Below are 15,787 nucleotides of genomic sequence, written 5' to 3'. Positions count from 1 at the left end.
GCTCCCGCTGCGCCGGTAGCTCCCGTGGGACCAGTGGGGCCGGTGGCTCCCGCTGCGCCGGTAGCTCCCGTGGGACCAGTGGGGCCGGTGCCACCCGCTGCGCCAGTAGCTCCCGTGGGGCCGGTTGCGCCGGTGGGGCCTGTGGCTGCATGCTACAGTAGCACAACCCAGCTCAATTACTCCCCTCCCTTCTCTCATTTTGAGCGCACAGATAAAGCGCCACCTCTCCTTTCTGACCTATCACAATCCCCCGGACAAATCGGACCAAATTGGATCGCTCTAATATATCAGGTTGTTTTTTTACTTCCTCCTGCCCGTATATTCCCTGCTGCTCGCACCAACACTCCAGCTTCTGGACACGCTCCTTCCACCGCTGGCGTACCCTCCCATATTCCTCATCGGAAATGACCTGCGTTCTCCAATCCAAATACAGGGTATCCCCAATTCTCTTTAACCGTTCTAACTCCTTTTGTTTCTGTCTCAAAAGCTGTTCCTCTTGTGTCCTTTGGACAGAATAGTTCCCTTTATCTTGCTCTTCTAACTTCTCCCACAGTCCACAAATCAGCTCCTCCAGCTGATCCTCCCGAATCGAACTGCCGGGACACTCCATACCTTCTCTTCTCCGGCAGGCAAAATAGCTATGGCCTTTAGCTGTCTTTCTTCCCATCCGTTGCCCGCAATGTCCACAGTATACCAAACCTGATAACAAGTGGCGAGTCTGACTGCTGTTCTTTCCTTTAACCTTCCCTTGAACTAAGCTGTTCACCTGATCAAACAGTTCCCGATCTACAATTGGCGGATGCGTATGCTCTACAACAAACCACTCTTCCGGCCCAACCGCTTTCCTATCATGGATTTTGTAGCTGACCACCCTCTGTCTCCCCTGTACCATCGTCCCAATGTATACCGGATTATTTAGTATCTGCGAGATAGTCCGGGCTGACCAAAGGCCACGGCTAGCTTCTAACTTTGGATTTTGATAACGCAGACCAGATTGCCGTTTATAGGCAGAAGGGGCCAGGATTCCTTGAAAATTAAGGCGCCGGGCAATTTCCTGGCAACTTACATTCTCTGCTCTCCATAAGAAAATGTTCCGAACCACCTCTGCTGCCGTCTTATCGATCACCAGCTTTCCTTTGCAATTCATATCCTTTTGATACCCATATGGGGCAAAAGCGCCTATAAACTCTCCTCTGCGCCGCTTCATATTCAACGTATTTCGCACGTCTGCCGAGGTGCGGCAGGCATAGCGGTCGTTCATAATCCCACTGATGGGCACCTCATATCCACAGATGGCTTCTGGCCGCAAATAGCTATCCACGGCCGGCCCGCCCAACGAAATAAATCGCACCCCAAACCGTGGAAAATAGGACTCCAAAAAATAACCCTGATCTGCATAATTACGGAATGCGCGGGACAGTGTTTTACACACGACACAATTTACCCTCCCTTCCTCTATAGCCCGCAGCATCCGCTGAAAGCCCGGACGTTCCGCTCCTGTTCCTGTCACTCCATCGTCTACAAATTCCCCCGCCAAGGTCCAGGCTCCCTGAAACGATTCCTCCAAAAATGTTCCAATAATTTTGCGTTGATTTTCCACACTCAGGCTCTCATCATTTCCATCTTCCCGGGACAACCGGATGTAAACTGCCACATTCCAGAGATGATCCTGTTTCAATCCGTTTGGCCGCGCAGACGCCTAATTTCTTGCTCCCAATCTTTTTGGTTTACGTATACCAATTTCACCCGCAACTTCCTCCATAGAAACCAAGCTTCCTGATTTTGATCTTCTAACTGCACATGTTCTTTCACGTCCCCACCTCCCTTCCTGACTAAAGTTATGTCAGGCATGTGCGGGATATGTAAAAAAACCGCTGGCGGACACAATGTCCGCCAGCGGTTTTCTTAACTAATCCGATCAGGGATAACGAGTATAAACGGTATCCTTACTACTTAAATTGTTAAAGGAGATGTAGGCATTCCAGAAGATTTCATCGTCGTTGTCCACTCCAGCGTAGGTCAGGCCATCTTCGTCCAGATCTACCACCATAGCGTATTCGTCAAACTTGCTCAGATAAATGACGTCACCTACCATAGCGTTGGTTGGACGGCTGTGCTCCCACACATCCAAATCACCAAAGATCTCATCACTTAGAAAATATACAAATGCCTGGCTGCCACGGCCGGTTCCCAACACATCCGAGCTGTAACGATCAGTCCACTCATCGCCTGTTTGATAATCGTCCCGCAGGTCAGACAGCAAATTGGCCACATTCCGCTCGGTCGCGTCCTTCCCATTGGTCAGAGTATCCTCATCCCGATTGGAGGAACTGCTGCCCGGATAACGGGTATAGATCGTGTCATACCGACCAAGTTCATCCAGATACCCATACCGATTCCAGTAAATTTTTCCACTAGACGAAATCCCTGCGTAAGTGAACTCATCTCCATCGATGTCCACGACCAGCACATATTCCTCTTCGTAGTCGTAGTCAATGATATCACCTATGCGCAGCTCCGAGGGATCGTCATGGTCATCCACGTCCAGATCCCCAAATACCTCGTCGCTGATGAAGTAAACAAAGGCTTCACTTCCACGGGCAGAGCCAAGGACATCGGAGCTATACCGCTCATCCACATCCCACTCGTCTCCCTGCTCATAGTCCTCCATTAGGTCCTCCAACAAAGACGCCACATTCTTCTCTGTCACACTTTTACCATTGGTCAGCGTGTCGTCATCCTCATCCTTATCTGAAGAGGATGTGTAATCAGGATACCGGGTATAAATAGTGTCCTTACTGGAAAGGCCATCAACCGGAGCGCTGTAATTCCAGTAAATCTTTCCCTTGTCATTCACTCCAGCGTAAACAAACCGCCCAGTCTCATCATCCACTTTTACTACGATGACATAATCCCCTTCATAGCTATAATCGATCAGGTCCCCAGCCTGTAGCTGAGAGGTACGGGTGAGTTCGTCCACGTCCAGGTTGCCAAAAATCTCATCGCTGATAAGGTAAACAAAGCCCTCACTGCCACTGGCTGTTCCCAGCACGCGGGAAGTATAGCGCTCATCCCACTCGTCTCCCTGCTCATAGTCCTCCATCAGATCCTCCAGCAGGGCCATTACATTCTTTTCCGTCACTGATTTCCCATTGGTCAGTTCCTCATCCCCACTGGAGGAAGAAGAACTGCTATCCTCGGGATAACGGGTATAGATGGTATCGTCCCGGTCCAGACCGTCCAGCTTCTCATAGCCGTCCCAGTAGATGCTTCCCTTGCTGGTTACTCCCAGATAGGTAAAGGCGTCGTCCTCCACATCGAGAACCACCACATACTCATCATAATCATCTAAGTGGACCACGTCGCCCGGCCGTAAATCCTCCGCCTTGCGATGCTCCGTCACTTCCAGCTCCCCAAACACCTCATCGCTGATGGTCCAGACAAATGCCTCGCTGCCATATAGGCTGCCCATCACATTGGAGCGGTATTTCCAGTCCATATTCCACACGTCGCCGTCGGAATAATCGTCCTCCAGGTCAGCCAGAGCGCTCTTCACGTTCCGCTCGGTAATGCTGTCCCCATTGGCCAACTCATCGGTGACCGCAGCAGTATAGCGGGTGTAGATGGTATCCCGGCTGGTCAATTCATCCAGGTAACCGCTTCCGCGCCAGGTAATGACGCCCTTTGAATTGCAGGTAACATAGGTGAAGTCATTCCCATCTACGGTAAGCACTACCGCATATGCCTGCTCATCGCGCAGGTATACCACATCGCCCGGCTTCATCCGGTCAATATCCGACTGCTTGGTCGCCTCCATCGCTCCAAACACCCGGTCGCTGAGCATATAGGCAAAGCCCTGGCTACCTTCTCCAGACCCCAGTTCCTCAGAAGTATACTCCCGGCTGGTATCCCAGGTATCATTCTGGCCAAACTCGTCCTTCAGATCCAGCAGTGCGTTATAGACGTTCTCCCGGGTGGGCGTTTTCCCATTGACCAATTTTGTGGTATTGGTGTAGACAGGCGCATCCACTTCGTTTTTCGCATCTAACAGATTGCACAGCACCACCGCCGCCTGGCCTCTGGTCATGCTGCTGTCACCCATGAAGGTTCCTTTGTCATCCATACCGCCCAGGTAGCCCTTTGCATAGGCCACTGTCACCGCAGTTTGATATTTGGCCGGAATATTTTTCCAGTCTGCAATCTGGGTCACCGCAATGGCCATCTCGTTTAGAGTGGGTGCCTCCCAGTCCTGGTCATCGGAGATGTTCATGATGATTTGGGCCATATCATACCGGTTTATCTGGGCATTTGCCACAGAGCTTGTCCACTTTTGCTGTTTGCCACGCTCTGCCCCAGCAGTTGTACCACTCAAAGCTCCCCGCTGATAGGCTGCCTCTAGATAGGGCCTCCACCAATCACCAGAAGATCCCTGTTCCTTTACCTCATTGGAATAAAACAGCCCACAAATCATGGCAGAAAATTCCGCATTGGAGAGTTTATTATCGACTCCATATACGCCATTCCCCATGCCGGAGACTAACCCCTCCTCTGCAGCCCGGGTAACATGCTGATACGCCCAGTGACTGCGGGGAACATCTGCAAAGACCGTACTGGCCGCCGCTACATTCATTACGAGCATACCGGCACCCAGTGCCAATGCCGCAACATTTCGCAACGTTTTTTTCATTCTCTCGCTCCTCCTTGTGTGTATGGACCGCTATTTCTAGCCGTCTTTCCCAGCCTTCTTTTCTCAACTCATTTGGCTTGCACGCAGATTCGTTCATAGTGCTGTGATTCTTATCTGTTAGTATAGTACCTCTGAGCAAAAAAGTCAAAATATTAAGGTTTGGTTTTAACATTTTTAACAATATTTTAAGAAACTACGTTTTGGTTGCGTCCTCTGGCATGCAGCCGTGGCTCCCACGGGTCCAACTGCCCCCTGCGCCCCAGTCGCTCCTGTTGGACCAGTCGGTCCAGTGGCTCCCGTTGCGCCGGTAGCTCCCATGGGACCGGTGGGGCCGGTTGCGCCCGCTGCGCCGGTGGCTCCTGTTGGACCAGTAGGTCCTACAGGCCCAGGAATGCCTTGGGGACCTGTAGGGCCAGTTGCCCCATCAGGACCGGGAATCCCCTGGGGTCCGGTGGGACCAGTAGGACCTACCCCTGGCGGACAGGGTGGTGGGCAGGGGGGCGGACAGGGATGGGGTGGCGGTGACGGCGGTGGACAACACCCGTCTCCACCATTCAGATAGGCCACAATTCCTTCCCTGCGCCATCTATCCTGCCCGGAAGTAAAATATTGTTTCATAAACGCTCCTTCCGCACATGCAGATCGTTATTAATGTGGCTGTGCCACGCTCCATCCTATGCGCTGTACTCCATATGGGTTCCTCTTTACACCGCTCCCCCTTTCTGTCATAATACAGATACTACAATCACTGCCATGGAAGGGGCTGTACCCATGAAGCAATACGTGATCGCTTTGGATCAGGGCACCACTAGCAGCCGCTGTATCCTATTTGACCGCCAACAGACCATTTTAGGTCTGGCTCAGCGGGAATTTACTCAATATTACCCACAACCAGGCTGGGTGGAGCACGACCCCATGGAAATCTGGTCCAGTCAATACTCTGTTTTAACCGAGGTTCTGGCCCAAACCGGCGTCTCCCCAGAAGAAATCGCCGCCATTGGTATCACCAACCAGCGAGAAACTACTGTGGTATGGGACCGGCACACCGGACGTCCCATCTGCAATGCCATCGTCTGGCAATGCCGGAGGACCGCCTCCCTGTGTGAAGAGCTAAAGGCCGACCAGGAATTGACCGAGTATATCAAAGAACACACAGGTCTGCTCATTGACGCTTATTTTTCGGCCACCAAGCTAAAGTGGATTTTAGACCACGTTCCCGACGCCAGATCAAAGGCCGAGGCAGGGGACCTGCTTTTCGGCACTGTGGACTCCTGGCTGGTGTGGAAGCTCACCGGAGGAAAGGTACATATCACCGACTACACCAACGCCAGCCGCACTATGCTCTATGATATCCGCAATCTGTGCTGGGACCGCCGGATCTGCCGCACCCTAGATATCCCTATGGAGATGCTCCCTCAGGTGGTGGACTCCAGCTCCGTTTACGGAACTGTCAATCTTCAGGGCGTGGAGGTCCCCATTGCCGGTATCGCCGGCGACCAGCAAGCTGCTCTATTTGGCCAGACCTGTTTTAATCCTGGCGAGGCCAAAAATACTTACGGCACGGGCTGTTTTTTGCTCATGAACACGGGCACCGAACTCTACCGCAGCCAAAACGGCCTGCTCTCTACCATTGCGGTGGGTCGAAATGGACAGGTTCAATACGCTTTGGAGGGCTCTGTCTTTGTGGGCGGGGCGGTAATTCAATGGCTGCGGGACGAGCTTCGTTTTATCACGGAAGCCCGGGATGCGGAATATTACGCCTCTAAAGTGCCAGACACCGGGGGCGTCTATCTGGTTCCCGCCTTTACCGGACTGGGGGCTCCCCATTGGGACATGTACGCCCGGGGCTCGTTAATGGGGCTGACCCGGGGCACCACTCGGGAACATATCATCCGTGCCGCTCAGGAATCCATTGCCTACCAGGTGTGGGATTTGGTCCAGGCTATGCAGAAGGACACTGGCATTCCCCTGTCAGCCCTCAACGCAGACGGCGGGGCCAGCCGCGACCGCTTCCTGATGCAGTTCCAGGCAGACATATTAAATAAGCCCGTACTCCGCCCCGCCATCCGTGAGACAACCGCTCTAGGCGCGGCCTATCTGGCCGGCCTAGCCACAGGGGTATGGCGCGATTTGGATGAGCTGCGTGCCCTGCGGACACTGGAGCAGCGGTATACTCCCAATATGGAGGAAACCACTCGAACTGACCTTCTCCGGGGCTGGCACAAAGCGGTTGGACGCAGCCTCCACTGGGCCCAGGACGAAAATTGACCTTTTGTAGAACAGGAGCGAACATCTTGAACGAAATTTTGATTCCTACCCTATTGTTTTGGAAAAATGGAAACACCTGGTATGGCAGCAAGGGAAATGCCCGTTTTTTCATCCAACCGGTCACTCCTCCCCAACAGGAAGAGCAGCCCACCACCCCTGATCCAGTCCTTCAGGCCGAGCTCTGGCCCGGCCCCTTGTGCAAGGAACTCAGCCAAGTGATTGCCACCGCCTCTTTCCCTTTGTCTGAAGAGGGACTCGGCCAGCTAACTCAATGGCTGGAAGAGCAGGCTGCGCCACTGAATTCCTCATCCTCGTAACCATATTTTTCATACATAAAAGCCTGGCTACCGATTATAAAGGAGGAACTACCATGCAGATATTTGAATTTTATTCCCCGACCCACATGTATTTTGGTCCCAACTGTGAATCTCGTTGCGGTGAGTTGGCCGCAGCCCGGGGCGCCACAAAAATTCTGGTGGTCTACGGAGGACATAGCGCGGTCAAAAGCGGACTTCTAGACCGTGTTCTGGCTTCCCTGACCCAAGCAGGCCTGGCCTATCAAACCTTGGGCGGTGTACAGCCTAATCCCCGTCTCTCTCTGGCCCGTAAGGGAGTCGAACAGGCTCTCTCCTTCGGCGCAGACTTTCTGCTGGCCATCGGCGGAGGCAGTGTGATTGATACTGCAAAGGCCATCGCGGACGGCGCAGCCAATCCCCAGACCGATATCTGGGAATTTTGGCTGAAGAAAATTCCCGTAACGAAAGCCCTTCCTGTTGGTGTGGTACTCACCATCCCCGCTGCCGGAAGCGAGAGCAGCGACTCTGCCGTACTCACCAACGACGATACCTTGGAAAAACGGGGACTGAGTTGTCCCTCCCACCGACCCGCCTTTGCCCTACTCAATCCTCAGCTCACCGCCACCCTCCCCCCCTATCAGGTGACTTGCGGCATTGTGGACATCATGATGCACACCATGGACCGCTATTTTAACCCCATCACCTCCAACGATCTGACCGATGAGCTCGCCCAGGGACTTCTGCGCTGTGTCATCCGCAATGGAACACGGGCAGTGGAGAAGCCCGGAGATTACCAGGCCATGAGCGAGCTGATGTGGGCAGGATCCCTGTCTCACAACGGTCTGACTGGATTGGGAAACATTGTAGACTTTGCCCCCCACCAGCTGGGTCATGAGCTCAGCGCCATGTTCGATGTAGCTCATGGCGCCTCCCTATCGGCAGTCTGGGATAGCTGGGCCCGCTACTGCTACCACACCAATCCCGCCCGCTTTGCCAAATTCGGCGTTCAGGTATGGGGGCTTGATCCTTCCGGGAAGGACGACGAGACTTTGGCTCTGGAGGCAATCCAGGCCACCAAGGACTATTTCCACTCCATTGGAATGCCCACCTGCCTGTCCGAGCTGAGCTGCGGCATCCAGTCTGAAGACGTTTTGGACGAGCTGGCCGTCCGCTGCACCTATTACGGACAGCGCACCATCGGCTCCTTCCAGGTCCTACAGCGAGAGGATATCCGGGCCATCTACGCCTTGGCTAACCACTGATTGATGCCATGGAAAAGGGGACGTCTGTATATACAGACGTCCCCTTTTGAAAAAGGTTCCTTATTTTAGCGGCTCCAAGGGCTGAACACAGTAGCGAAGCCGGGCTGGCGAATGGGGATACTGACGAAAAAATGCCTTGGTAATTCGTTCACATACCATACAGCTATTTTCATAGTTCGCCTGGGGCAGCATCAGGATGTATTGAGATACGCTGCACTGGGCAGCCACATCTCCCCGCCGCAGGCTGATCCGGATCAGTTCCCTTAAATTCTCCATCACTCGGTCCAGGCTCCGTTTGGATAGCTCCGCTCCATCCTCCCCATGGACCGAAATCAAGCCAATATGAATGGCGTCGCCGCTGCGCGAGATAAAGCGAGCCTCCATCTGGTAGAGCATCCGGAAAAAGTCGTAGTCACACATCATGGCTCCGCTGGCCGGGTCCGGCTCCCGAAGCTGTTCCTGCACCTCTCCCAGCGGGATAGCCCGGTCGTTGACCGTTCTCATAGCCTCCCGGTATAACGCCCGAATATCATCCGAGGGCATGACACCGAAATTAGTGAAGAACAGTTCGCTCATCTCTTCATAAATGCTCACTGCACCCCGCTGATCTCCCAGGTCCAACAGATTGCGCATCAAATGACGATAGAACGACTCCTCATAGGGCTCTACCTCCAGAGCTTGCCGGCACAGCTGAACGGCCTCTTCTCTCTTTCCAAGTCCTTCCAACAGCGGCAGCGTTTCTTGGACCACCTGTGTGTATAAGTTATGGAAATATGCAGCAATGGGCACCACCCAAGGCTCAGAGGACAGCTTGCTGAGGAAATCCCCCTGGTACAGCTCCAGCGCTTTGCGGTACTGTTCCAGACGCTTATTTTCGTCGATCTCACTTCCGCCGGTCCGACACAGCGCATCAAATTGCTCTACATCTACCGTGGCAGGAATATCCGTATTCCAGCTATAGTTTCCGCCTCGGCGAACAATCAGATCATGTCCAGCTGACTCTCCCAACTGGTTCAGCATCGTACGCACACGGTGGAACATGGTCTTTAATGCATTCAGCGGGTTGGAGCTTCTCTCTTCCTCGCCCCACAAAAGGTTCACCAGTTCTTCCTGGGAGATGGTCCGGTTTCGGCAGTAAATCATGTAGGCCAACAATAGCCAGACCTTCCGAGATCGGTTATCCCCATCGTTAATCACTCGGCCGCCCTGTTCAAGGGAAAAACTGCCCAGCATCCGAATCTGTAACCCCTCACTACTCATATTCCACACCTCCCTCTCCTAACATAAGATGGGTATAATGGTAGTCATTATCAAAATACCATATGTGCACGAAATTTGCAACGTTAAATTCTTTTCTTTTACAATATCTCCCTTCTTTGGTTACGTATTTTCATTCATTTTGTATGTTTTTTGTGAATTTAAAAATTCTCCTTTCTTTCCGGTAAAATTTGTGCTATACTGAGTCTAGGTTATTTTACCTTCCTGCATGTGCCGGAATGATTTTACACTCGTTCCGTTTATTCTTTACTTTATACCGACTGGAGTTGAACTCTATGAACCGGATTTTTTATCGTTGCTTATCCTTTGCCCTGGCTGCTGTTCTGCTGTCAGGATGTGCTCAGATTTCAAGCTCCTCTACCTCTTCCCTGTCCTCTTCTAGTTCTGCCTCCTCCAGCCAGGGCAGCACGTCCGCGGAGCAGACACCTTCCTACGTGGATGAGGTCTCTTTAGGAGATGTGGTTTTGGAGGACGAGGCGGTTGCTTTAGCCGCTACCCCGGCCGCTATTCCTTCCGATCTTACCCCTGTGGCTTCAGGTACCCTCACCAAGAAAAATGATAAGGCCGTCATCGACTACTCCAACACCAAGGACGGTTACGTGATGGTCCAGTACACCGCTTCCACCTCCAAGCGGCTGAAGGCACAGGTCAAGGGCCCCACCACTACCTACACCTATAATCTGACTGCGGGACAGTGGGAAACCTTCCCCCTCTCTGATGGCAACGGTGCCTATCAATTCATTGTCTACGAAAATATTGAGGGGACCAAGTACGCCGCTGTCCTATCCGTATCCTGCACAGTTGCCCTTACCGATGAGTTTGCTCCCTTCCTCCGTCCCAATCAGTATGTGGATTATGCCTCCGCCCCCAATACGGTGGCCAAGGCCGCAGAACTGACCAAGGGAATCAGTGATCCGCTGAAAAAGGTGGAAGCCGTGTACAACTATGTGGTGACCAATCTCACCTATGACAAGCAGCTGGCTGCCACCGTCCAGAGCGGTTATCTTCCCGTTCTTGACACAGTTTTGGCCAATAAAACCGGCATCTGCTTTGATTATGCCGCTTTGATGACCGGCATGCTCCGCAGTCAAAACGTCCCCTGCAAGTTGGTGGTGGGCTACGCCGGTTCCGCCTATCACGCTTGGATCAGTGTCTGGTCCGACACCACCGGCTGGGTTGACGGCGCTATCTACTTTGACGGCACCTCCTGGCAGCGAATGGACCCCACCTTTGCCTCCTCGGGCAAGCAGAGCCAATCCATCATGGCCTATATTGGTGACGGGAAAAATTATTCTGCCAAGTATTTCTATTGAGTTGATTTTCCCCTTTACCTGATGGAAGAAATGTTTTAAAATGGGCTTGCAGCAAATGCTGCAAGCCCATTTTTATCTCGGTCTGATGATCCGGACCGTTTTACGTTAGGAGACACTATGAAACAAGAAGGCTTCTCCAATCTTCAAATCGGTACCTTTTGCCGCGGCCTGGCCCTGCTTCTCCACTCCGGTGTGAGCACCGCAGATGGCTTGACGCTGCTAACTGAACAGGAATCCGATCTGAAACTCCGGGAATTGCTGTCCCAAATGGCCCTTCAAATGGACGAGGGCCAGTCCCTTGCCGTGGTGATCCGGGAATCAGGGCACTTTCCTGATTATGTGTGTACACTCATTGAGGTAGGCGAGCGCTCCGGGCGTACGGAGGAGGCACTGTCGGCTCTGGCTGACCACTATGACCGTCGGGCCAGGTTGGACCGCAGACTGAGGGCCGCTCTACTCTATCCCGCTATTCTTTTACTGATCATGCTCTCCGTAATTGTGGTCCTTCTGGTACGGGTATTGCCTGTGTTCAATGAGGTCTATTCCTACCTAGGCGGCCGACTGACCGGTATTGCTGGCGGGCTGTATGCCTTGGGACAGGCTCTTGACCAAATCATGCCTATTTTGTGTGTGCTTCTGGTTTTCCTTGTCCTATTCCTGGCCCTATTTGCTGCCTCGGGTACTGTCCGTACCCGGATTCTTTCCCTCTGGAGACGTACATTAGGTGACCGTGGGGTATCCCGGCGCATGAATGACGCCCGTTTTGCCCAGTCCTTTTCGATGGGATTGAGCAGCGGACTACCTCTGGAGGAGTCGATCTCTCTCTCCAGTACACTTCTTAGCGGAGTCCCAACCGCCCAGGCCCGGTGCCAGGACTGTCTGCACCGCCTGGAGGAAGGACTTCCTCTGGCCCAGGCCATGCGGGAGTCCGGGGTTCTGCCTGCCAGCGAGTGCCACCTTTTAGAGCTGGGTCTTCGCAGCGGGAACGGGGATCAGGTGATGGAACAGATTGCTGCGCGGCTGTCAGAGGAAAGTGAATTTGCTTTAGAGGGGCGGGTCAATCAAGTGGAGCCAGCCCTAGTCATTCTCACCTCCATATTGGTGGGCCTGATTCTCCTGTCCGTGATGTTGCCTTTGATGCACATCATGACCGCCATTGGGTGAGCCTATGAAAAAACGATTATCCCGCTTCTCCTTCTGGGGACTGCTGCTCCCGTTGGGCGCGCTATGTGTGCTGCTGCTTTTCTTTACCGCCCTGTCCAACCTGGACAGCAGCCGTGGGGAGGAGGGACGGCAGCAGCTGGAGGAGTCCGTCCGGCGCTCTGCTGTGGCATGCTATGCTGCCGAGGGAATCTATCCTCCTACCCTGGATTATTTAGAAGAGCACTACGGCCTTCAAATTGATGAGAGCCGCTATGTTGTATTTTACGAAATTTTTGGATCGAACCTGATGCCCGACATCACGGTTCTGGAAAAGGGATCATGAAGCAACGACATTGGAATCATTCCCACATGGAGAGTCTGTTTGCCCTGCTGCTCTTTGGCGTATTTGCCGCCTGCGTTCTCTCGGTACTGCTGACAGGCGCTTCTGCTTACCAGCGACTCACTACCAGGGATCAGCTGGCCTACCAGCAACGGACCTGTACGCAATATCTGGCCACCAAGGTACGGCAGGCCGCCTCTCCGGATTCTATTTCTGTGGACTATTTTGGAGATGGAGATGCCCTCATTTTTTCTCAGGAAATTGATGGAGAGCTCTACCTCACCCGCATTTACTGCTGGGATGGGTGGCTGCGGGAGCTGTTTACTAGCGCTGACGGAGACTTTTCTCCCGAAGACGGTGAACAGGTTCTCCCCCTTCAACAGCTTTCCTTGGAACTGGAAGATAGCTTTTTGACCGCGGTTTTCTCTCTTCCCGACCAGCTTCCCCTTTCACTCACCTTGTATATTCGCGGGGAAGGAGGAGAGTTGGCATGAAAAGTAAAGCCCCTTTGGCTTTAATGGAACAGGGCATTATGATATTGGTATTTGCCCTGGCTGCCGCCCTTTGCCTGCGTGTATTTGCTCTATCTGACCAGATTTCCCGGTTCAATGAGGTCCGTGACCAAGCTGTGCTACAGGCGGAATGTGCCGCCGAAACGTTAAAGCAGGTGCGCGGATCACTGTCCCAGGCTGCCTCTCGCATGGGCGGCACCTGTACGGAGGAGGTATGGTCCATCTCCTACGGAACCGACTGGCAGATCAGCCAGGAAGAAGCCGTCTATCAGCTTCAGGCATCCCTACAGGATTCCCCCACTCCCCTTCTGGGATCTGCCCTCATTCAGGTGACGCAGGGAGAAAAACTCCTGTTCTCCCTCCCTGTATCCTGGCAGGAGGTGGCGGACCATGGGTAAAAAGGAGACCTTTTCTCCCCCGGTGGTGGGCGGTAGCTCTCTATTGGTTATTTTCGCAGTTTTGTGTCTGACGATCTTCGCTCTGTTGGCTCTGTCCGGTGTCCAAGCCAACCAGCGCCTGGCCGACGCAGCTGTCCAGGCTGTTTCCGACTATTATCAAGCCGACTGTCAGGCCGAACAAATTCTCGCTCAGCTGCGGCAGGGAGAACGACCCCAAGGGGTTCAGGAACAAAACGGTATTTACACCTACTCCTGTCCCATCTCTGATACACAAGCCCTTGAGGTTGCTGTGGAGCTAGATGGAATCTCCTACCAAATTTTACGCTGGCAAGCAGTATCGACTGCCGAATGGCAGCCGGACGATGATTTGGCGGTCTGGGATGGGGAATGACCTCTATCCACACCACAAAAACAAAGGAGGCCACAGTATGGCAGAACTAATTGAACTGTTGCAGCGGGCCGTATCCGACCACGCTTCCGACCTATTTATTGTAGCTGGCGGCCCGGTAAGCGAGAAGCAGGATGGACGGATTCGTCCTATTTCCGAAGAAAAAGTCTTCCCTCCCCAGACCCAGGAGCTGATTTCTTCCATTTACCAGCTGGCCAACCGGCCTATGGATAACTATTTAAGCTCCGGCGACGATGATTTCTCCTTCGCTGTGTCCGGTCTGGCTCGCTTTCGTGTCAACGCCTACCGCCAGCGTGGCTCTCTGGCCGCTGTCGTCCGCGTAGTGGCATTTGAAATCCCGGATTGGCAGTCTCTCCACATTCCTCCTCAGGTCATGGAGCTGGCCAACGTCACCCACGGCATGATCCTGGTTACCGGCACTGCCGGAAGCGGAAAATCCACCACCCAGGCCTGCATCATTGACCGCATCAACCGCACCCGGAACTGTCACATCATTACCTTGGAGGACCCCATCGAATTTCTGCACCGGGACCAACAGAGCATTATCAGCCAGCGGGAAATTGCCATCGACACCCATGACTATTTATCCGCCCTCCGCTCCTGCCTGCGCCAGGCTCCGGACGTCATTTTGCTGGGCGAGATGCGTGACCACGAAACCATCCGCACCGCCATGACCGCCGCAGAAACCGGCCACCTGGTCATTGCCACGCTCCACACCAAGGGAACCGTCAATACCATTGACCGAATCATTGACACCTTCCCCCCTGCCCAGCAAGGCCAAATCCGAATCCAACTGAGCACTGTGCTCCATACGGTGGTCTCCCAACAGCTTTTGCCCGACCAAAACGGAGGCATGGTCCCCGCCTATGAGATCATGCACATGAACAGCGCGATCCGAAGTCTAATTCGGGACAGCAAAAGCCACCAGGTTGACAACGCCATCGCCGCAGGCAGCGCAGAAGGTATGATTTCCATGGACCAGTCCATTTTGAATCTCTATCGTCAAAAACAGATTTCAGCGGAAACGGCCCTGAGTTACGCCAGCAATGCAGATCAACTGCGCCGTAAACTTCTTTGATAACAGCCGCCCTTTGGGCGGCTGTTTCTTTTTGTTAAATTCAAACAATTTTAAAGTTGTAAATTTAGCTAATATTTTTTTCACTTTTGAATCATCTTGCTTCAAATGTAACCACTCTTGTAACCGCCGCATGATATACTACTAGCATACCATCAGGAAAGGAGGGGATTTCCCGCATGCAAAACAGGATATGCGGCAACGAGTATCGCACCACCATCGTCTGCATTGACAGCTATGAGCAGGGCGTGTTATCCGGGCGGTTTTACAACCCATATCTGAAAGATGGCGCCGTGTTTCAGAGCTTAACCCAATTTCTTCTCAAAATGGAGCAAACTCTTGATACCATGAATCTGCCCCAATCCTTTACCGCAGTCCGGGCTTTTGCTCCTCCTCCCCCCACAAATGCAGTCATTTCCCCTACCCTTAAGCAGCAGGAAGGCGCGTTGGCAACCTTTGCACTGCGGATCATCTTCCGTCAGAACTCCAGCTGGCAAGGCTCAATTACTTGGCTGGAGGCCGGACGGGAACAGAGTTTCCGCAGTGTTTTGGAGCTCATTTTCCTCATGGACAGTGCTCTGTCCGGTCAGGAATCCGCCATAAGAAGCAGCTAGCTGCTTTTTACTTGGGTCTGTCAGACCCAAGGCCTTCCACATTCCTCCCCACGCGGCTGGGCCGCACACGTCAGAAATATCTGAAACGGCAAACCGGCGGAAACGCCGGGACGCAAAGCCAGGGGGCTAAAGCGAATGCTCGCCATGCCAGCCCGGCCGCCAGTATTTCGATCTTCCCAATGTTCAAATGTT

The 15,787-nt window shown here is 53.2% G+C and carries 15 protein-coding genes and 1 riboswitch; of the genes, 11 read left to right on the top strand and 4 right to left on the bottom strand.

Annotated elements, in window-relative coordinates; translation table 11 throughout:
* Positions 1–172 precede the first annotated feature (172 nt).
* The 3 genes from B5E43_RS01900 to B5E43_RS01895 all read right to left on the bottom strand — a co-directional run bounded on the left by B5E43_RS01900 (position 173) and on the right by B5E43_RS01895 (position 4,687).
* On the bottom strand, positions 173–1,654 hold the full coding sequence (locus tag B5E43_RS01900; protein ID WP_158098937.1) for a recombinase family protein: 1,482 nt from the start codon (positions 1,652–1,654) through the stop codon (positions 173–175).
* A gap of 20 nt (positions 1,655–1,674) precedes the next feature.
* Entirely contained in the window at positions 1,675–1,812 is a 138-nt protein-coding gene (locus B5E43_RS15015) for a hypothetical protein (RefSeq protein WP_158098936.1), read from the bottom strand.
* Positions 1,813–1,918: 106 nt separating this feature from the next.
* Positions 1,919–4,687: an S-layer homology domain-containing protein gene (locus tag B5E43_RS01895; RefSeq protein WP_087393087.1), complete on the bottom strand. Its 2,769-nt coding sequence runs from the start codon at positions 4,685–4,687 to the stop codon at positions 1,919–1,921.
* 771 nt (positions 4,688–5,458) lie between these two features.
* On the opposite strand from B5E43_RS01895, the gene glpK reads away from it, so the two are divergent.
* Genes glpK through B5E43_RS01875 form a run of 3 tightly spaced genes read left to right on the top strand, consistent with a single transcriptional unit; the run spans position 5,459 to position 8,513 of the window.
* Positions 5,459–6,955: a glycerol kinase GlpK gene (gene glpK, locus B5E43_RS01885; RefSeq protein ID WP_087393083.1), complete on the top strand. Its 1,497-nt coding sequence runs from the start codon at positions 5,459–5,461 to the stop codon at positions 6,953–6,955.
* 26 nt (positions 6,956–6,981) lie between these two features.
* Positions 6,982–7,272 (top strand): hypothetical protein, encoded by a 291-nt coding sequence (locus tag B5E43_RS01880; RefSeq protein ID WP_087393081.1) that lies wholly within the window; start codon positions 6,982–6,984, stop codon positions 7,270–7,272.
* 53 nt (positions 7,273–7,325) lie between these two features.
* Positions 7,326–8,513, top strand: coding sequence for an iron-containing alcohol dehydrogenase (locus B5E43_RS01875; RefSeq protein ID WP_087393079.1), 1,188 nt, complete (start codon positions 7,326–7,328; stop codon positions 8,511–8,513).
* Positions 8,514–8,573: 60 nt separating this feature from the next.
* On the opposite strand, the gene B5E43_RS01870 is transcribed toward B5E43_RS01875, so the two are convergent.
* On the bottom strand, positions 8,574–9,773 hold the full coding sequence (locus B5E43_RS01870) for a BTAD domain-containing putative transcriptional regulator (protein ID WP_087393076.1): 1,200 nt from the start codon (positions 9,771–9,773) through the stop codon (positions 8,574–8,576).
* A 293-nt stretch (positions 9,774–10,066) separates the two neighbouring features.
* Here B5E43_RS01870 and B5E43_RS01865 point away from each other — a divergent pair, with 293 nt between their 5' ends.
* From B5E43_RS01865 to B5E43_RS01830, 8 genes are all read left to right on the top strand, one after another.
* Positions 10,067–11,104 carry a transglutaminase-like domain-containing protein gene (locus B5E43_RS01865; protein ID WP_087393074.1) on the top strand — a complete coding sequence of 346 codons (1,038 nt, stop codon included), beginning with the start codon at positions 10,067–10,069 and terminating at the stop codon, positions 11,102–11,104.
* Positions 11,105–11,221: 117 nt separating this feature from the next.
* Complete coding sequence (locus B5E43_RS01860) at positions 11,222–12,268, top strand: type II secretion system F family protein (RefSeq protein ID WP_087393071.1); 1,047 nt, start codon at positions 11,222–11,224, stop codon at positions 12,266–12,268.
* A 4-nt stretch (positions 12,269–12,272) separates the two neighbouring features.
* Positions 12,273–12,590, top strand: a complete 318-nt coding sequence (locus tag B5E43_RS01855) for a hypothetical protein (RefSeq protein ID WP_087393069.1) — start codon at positions 12,273–12,275, stop codon at positions 12,588–12,590.
* On the top strand, positions 12,587–13,081 hold the full coding sequence (locus tag B5E43_RS01850; RefSeq protein ID WP_087393066.1) for a DUF4860 domain-containing protein: 495 nt from the start codon (positions 12,587–12,589) through the stop codon (positions 13,079–13,081). The genes B5E43_RS01855 and B5E43_RS01850 overlap by 4 nt, the downstream gene beginning before the upstream one ends.
* The gene (locus B5E43_RS01845; RefSeq protein WP_087393064.1) at positions 13,078–13,497 is read left to right on the top strand and encodes a hypothetical protein; all 420 of its coding nucleotides are present in this window, start codon (positions 13,078–13,080) and stop codon (positions 13,495–13,497) included. The genes B5E43_RS01850 and B5E43_RS01845 overlap by 4 nt, the downstream gene beginning before the upstream one ends.
* Entirely contained in the window at positions 13,490–13,888 is a 399-nt protein-coding gene (locus B5E43_RS01840; protein WP_087393061.1) for a hypothetical protein, read from the top strand. The genes B5E43_RS01845 and B5E43_RS01840 overlap by 8 nt, the downstream gene beginning before the upstream one ends.
* Positions 13,889–13,925: 37 nt before the next feature.
* On the top strand, positions 13,926–14,984 hold the full coding sequence (locus tag B5E43_RS01835; protein WP_087393059.1) for a PilT/PilU family type 4a pilus ATPase: 1,059 nt from the start codon (positions 13,926–13,928) through the stop codon (positions 14,982–14,984).
* A 176-nt stretch (positions 14,985–15,160) separates the two neighbouring features.
* Positions 15,161–15,595, top strand: coding sequence for a hypothetical protein (locus tag B5E43_RS01830; protein WP_087393058.1), 435 nt, complete (start codon positions 15,161–15,163; stop codon positions 15,593–15,595).
* Positions 15,596–15,672: 77 nt separating this feature from the next.
* Positions 15,673–15,759: riboswitch (cyclic di-GMP riboswitch) on the top strand.
* Positions 15,760–15,787: the final 28 nt, after the last annotated feature.

This window comes from Flavonifractor sp. An100, assembly GCF_002161175.1.
In the GTDB taxonomy this organism is placed as follows: domain Bacteria; phylum Bacillota; class Clostridia; order Oscillospirales; family Oscillospiraceae; genus Lawsonibacter.
The sequence above is the reverse complement of the archived record's forward strand: the minus strand, read 5'-3'. Positions and strand labels throughout refer to the sequence as shown.

What these genes read in the sequence shown, in the direction of transcription:
- B5E43_RS01895 (WP_087393087.1), bottom strand. Translation starts at nt 4,687, where the DNA reads ATGAAAAAAACGTTGCGAAATGTTGCGGCATTGGCACTGGGTGCCGGT.
- glpK (WP_087393083.1), top strand. Translation starts at nt 5,459, where the DNA reads ATGAAGCAATACGTGATCGCTTTGGATCAGGGCACCACTAGCAGCCGC.
- B5E43_RS01875 (WP_087393079.1), top strand. Translation starts at nt 7,326, where the DNA reads ATGCAGATATTTGAATTTTATTCCCCGACCCACATGTATTTTGGTCCC.
- B5E43_RS01870 (WP_087393076.1), bottom strand. Translation starts at nt 9,773, where the DNA reads ATGAGTAGTGAGGGGTTACAGATTCGGATGCTGGGCAGTTTTTCCCTT.
- B5E43_RS01865 (WP_087393074.1), top strand. Translation starts at nt 10,067, where the DNA reads ATGAACCGGATTTTTTATCGTTGCTTATCCTTTGCCCTGGCTGCTGTT.
- B5E43_RS01860 (WP_087393071.1), top strand. Translation starts at nt 11,222, where the DNA reads ATGAAACAAGAAGGCTTCTCCAATCTTCAAATCGGTACCTTTTGCCGC.
- B5E43_RS01855 (WP_087393069.1), top strand. Translation starts at nt 12,273, where the DNA reads ATGAAAAAACGATTATCCCGCTTCTCCTTCTGGGGACTGCTGCTCCCG.
- B5E43_RS01850 (WP_087393066.1), top strand. Translation starts at nt 12,587, where the DNA reads ATGAAGCAACGACATTGGAATCATTCCCACATGGAGAGTCTGTTTGCC.
- B5E43_RS01845 (WP_087393064.1), top strand. Translation starts at nt 13,078, where the DNA reads ATGAAAAGTAAAGCCCCTTTGGCTTTAATGGAACAGGGCATTATGATA.
- B5E43_RS01840 (WP_087393061.1), top strand. Translation starts at nt 13,490, where the DNA reads ATGGGTAAAAAGGAGACCTTTTCTCCCCCGGTGGTGGGCGGTAGCTCT.
- B5E43_RS01835 (WP_087393059.1), top strand. Translation starts at nt 13,926, where the DNA reads ATGGCAGAACTAATTGAACTGTTGCAGCGGGCCGTATCCGACCACGCT.
- B5E43_RS01830 (WP_087393058.1), top strand. Translation starts at nt 15,161, where the DNA reads ATGCAAAACAGGATATGCGGCAACGAGTATCGCACCACCATCGTCTGC.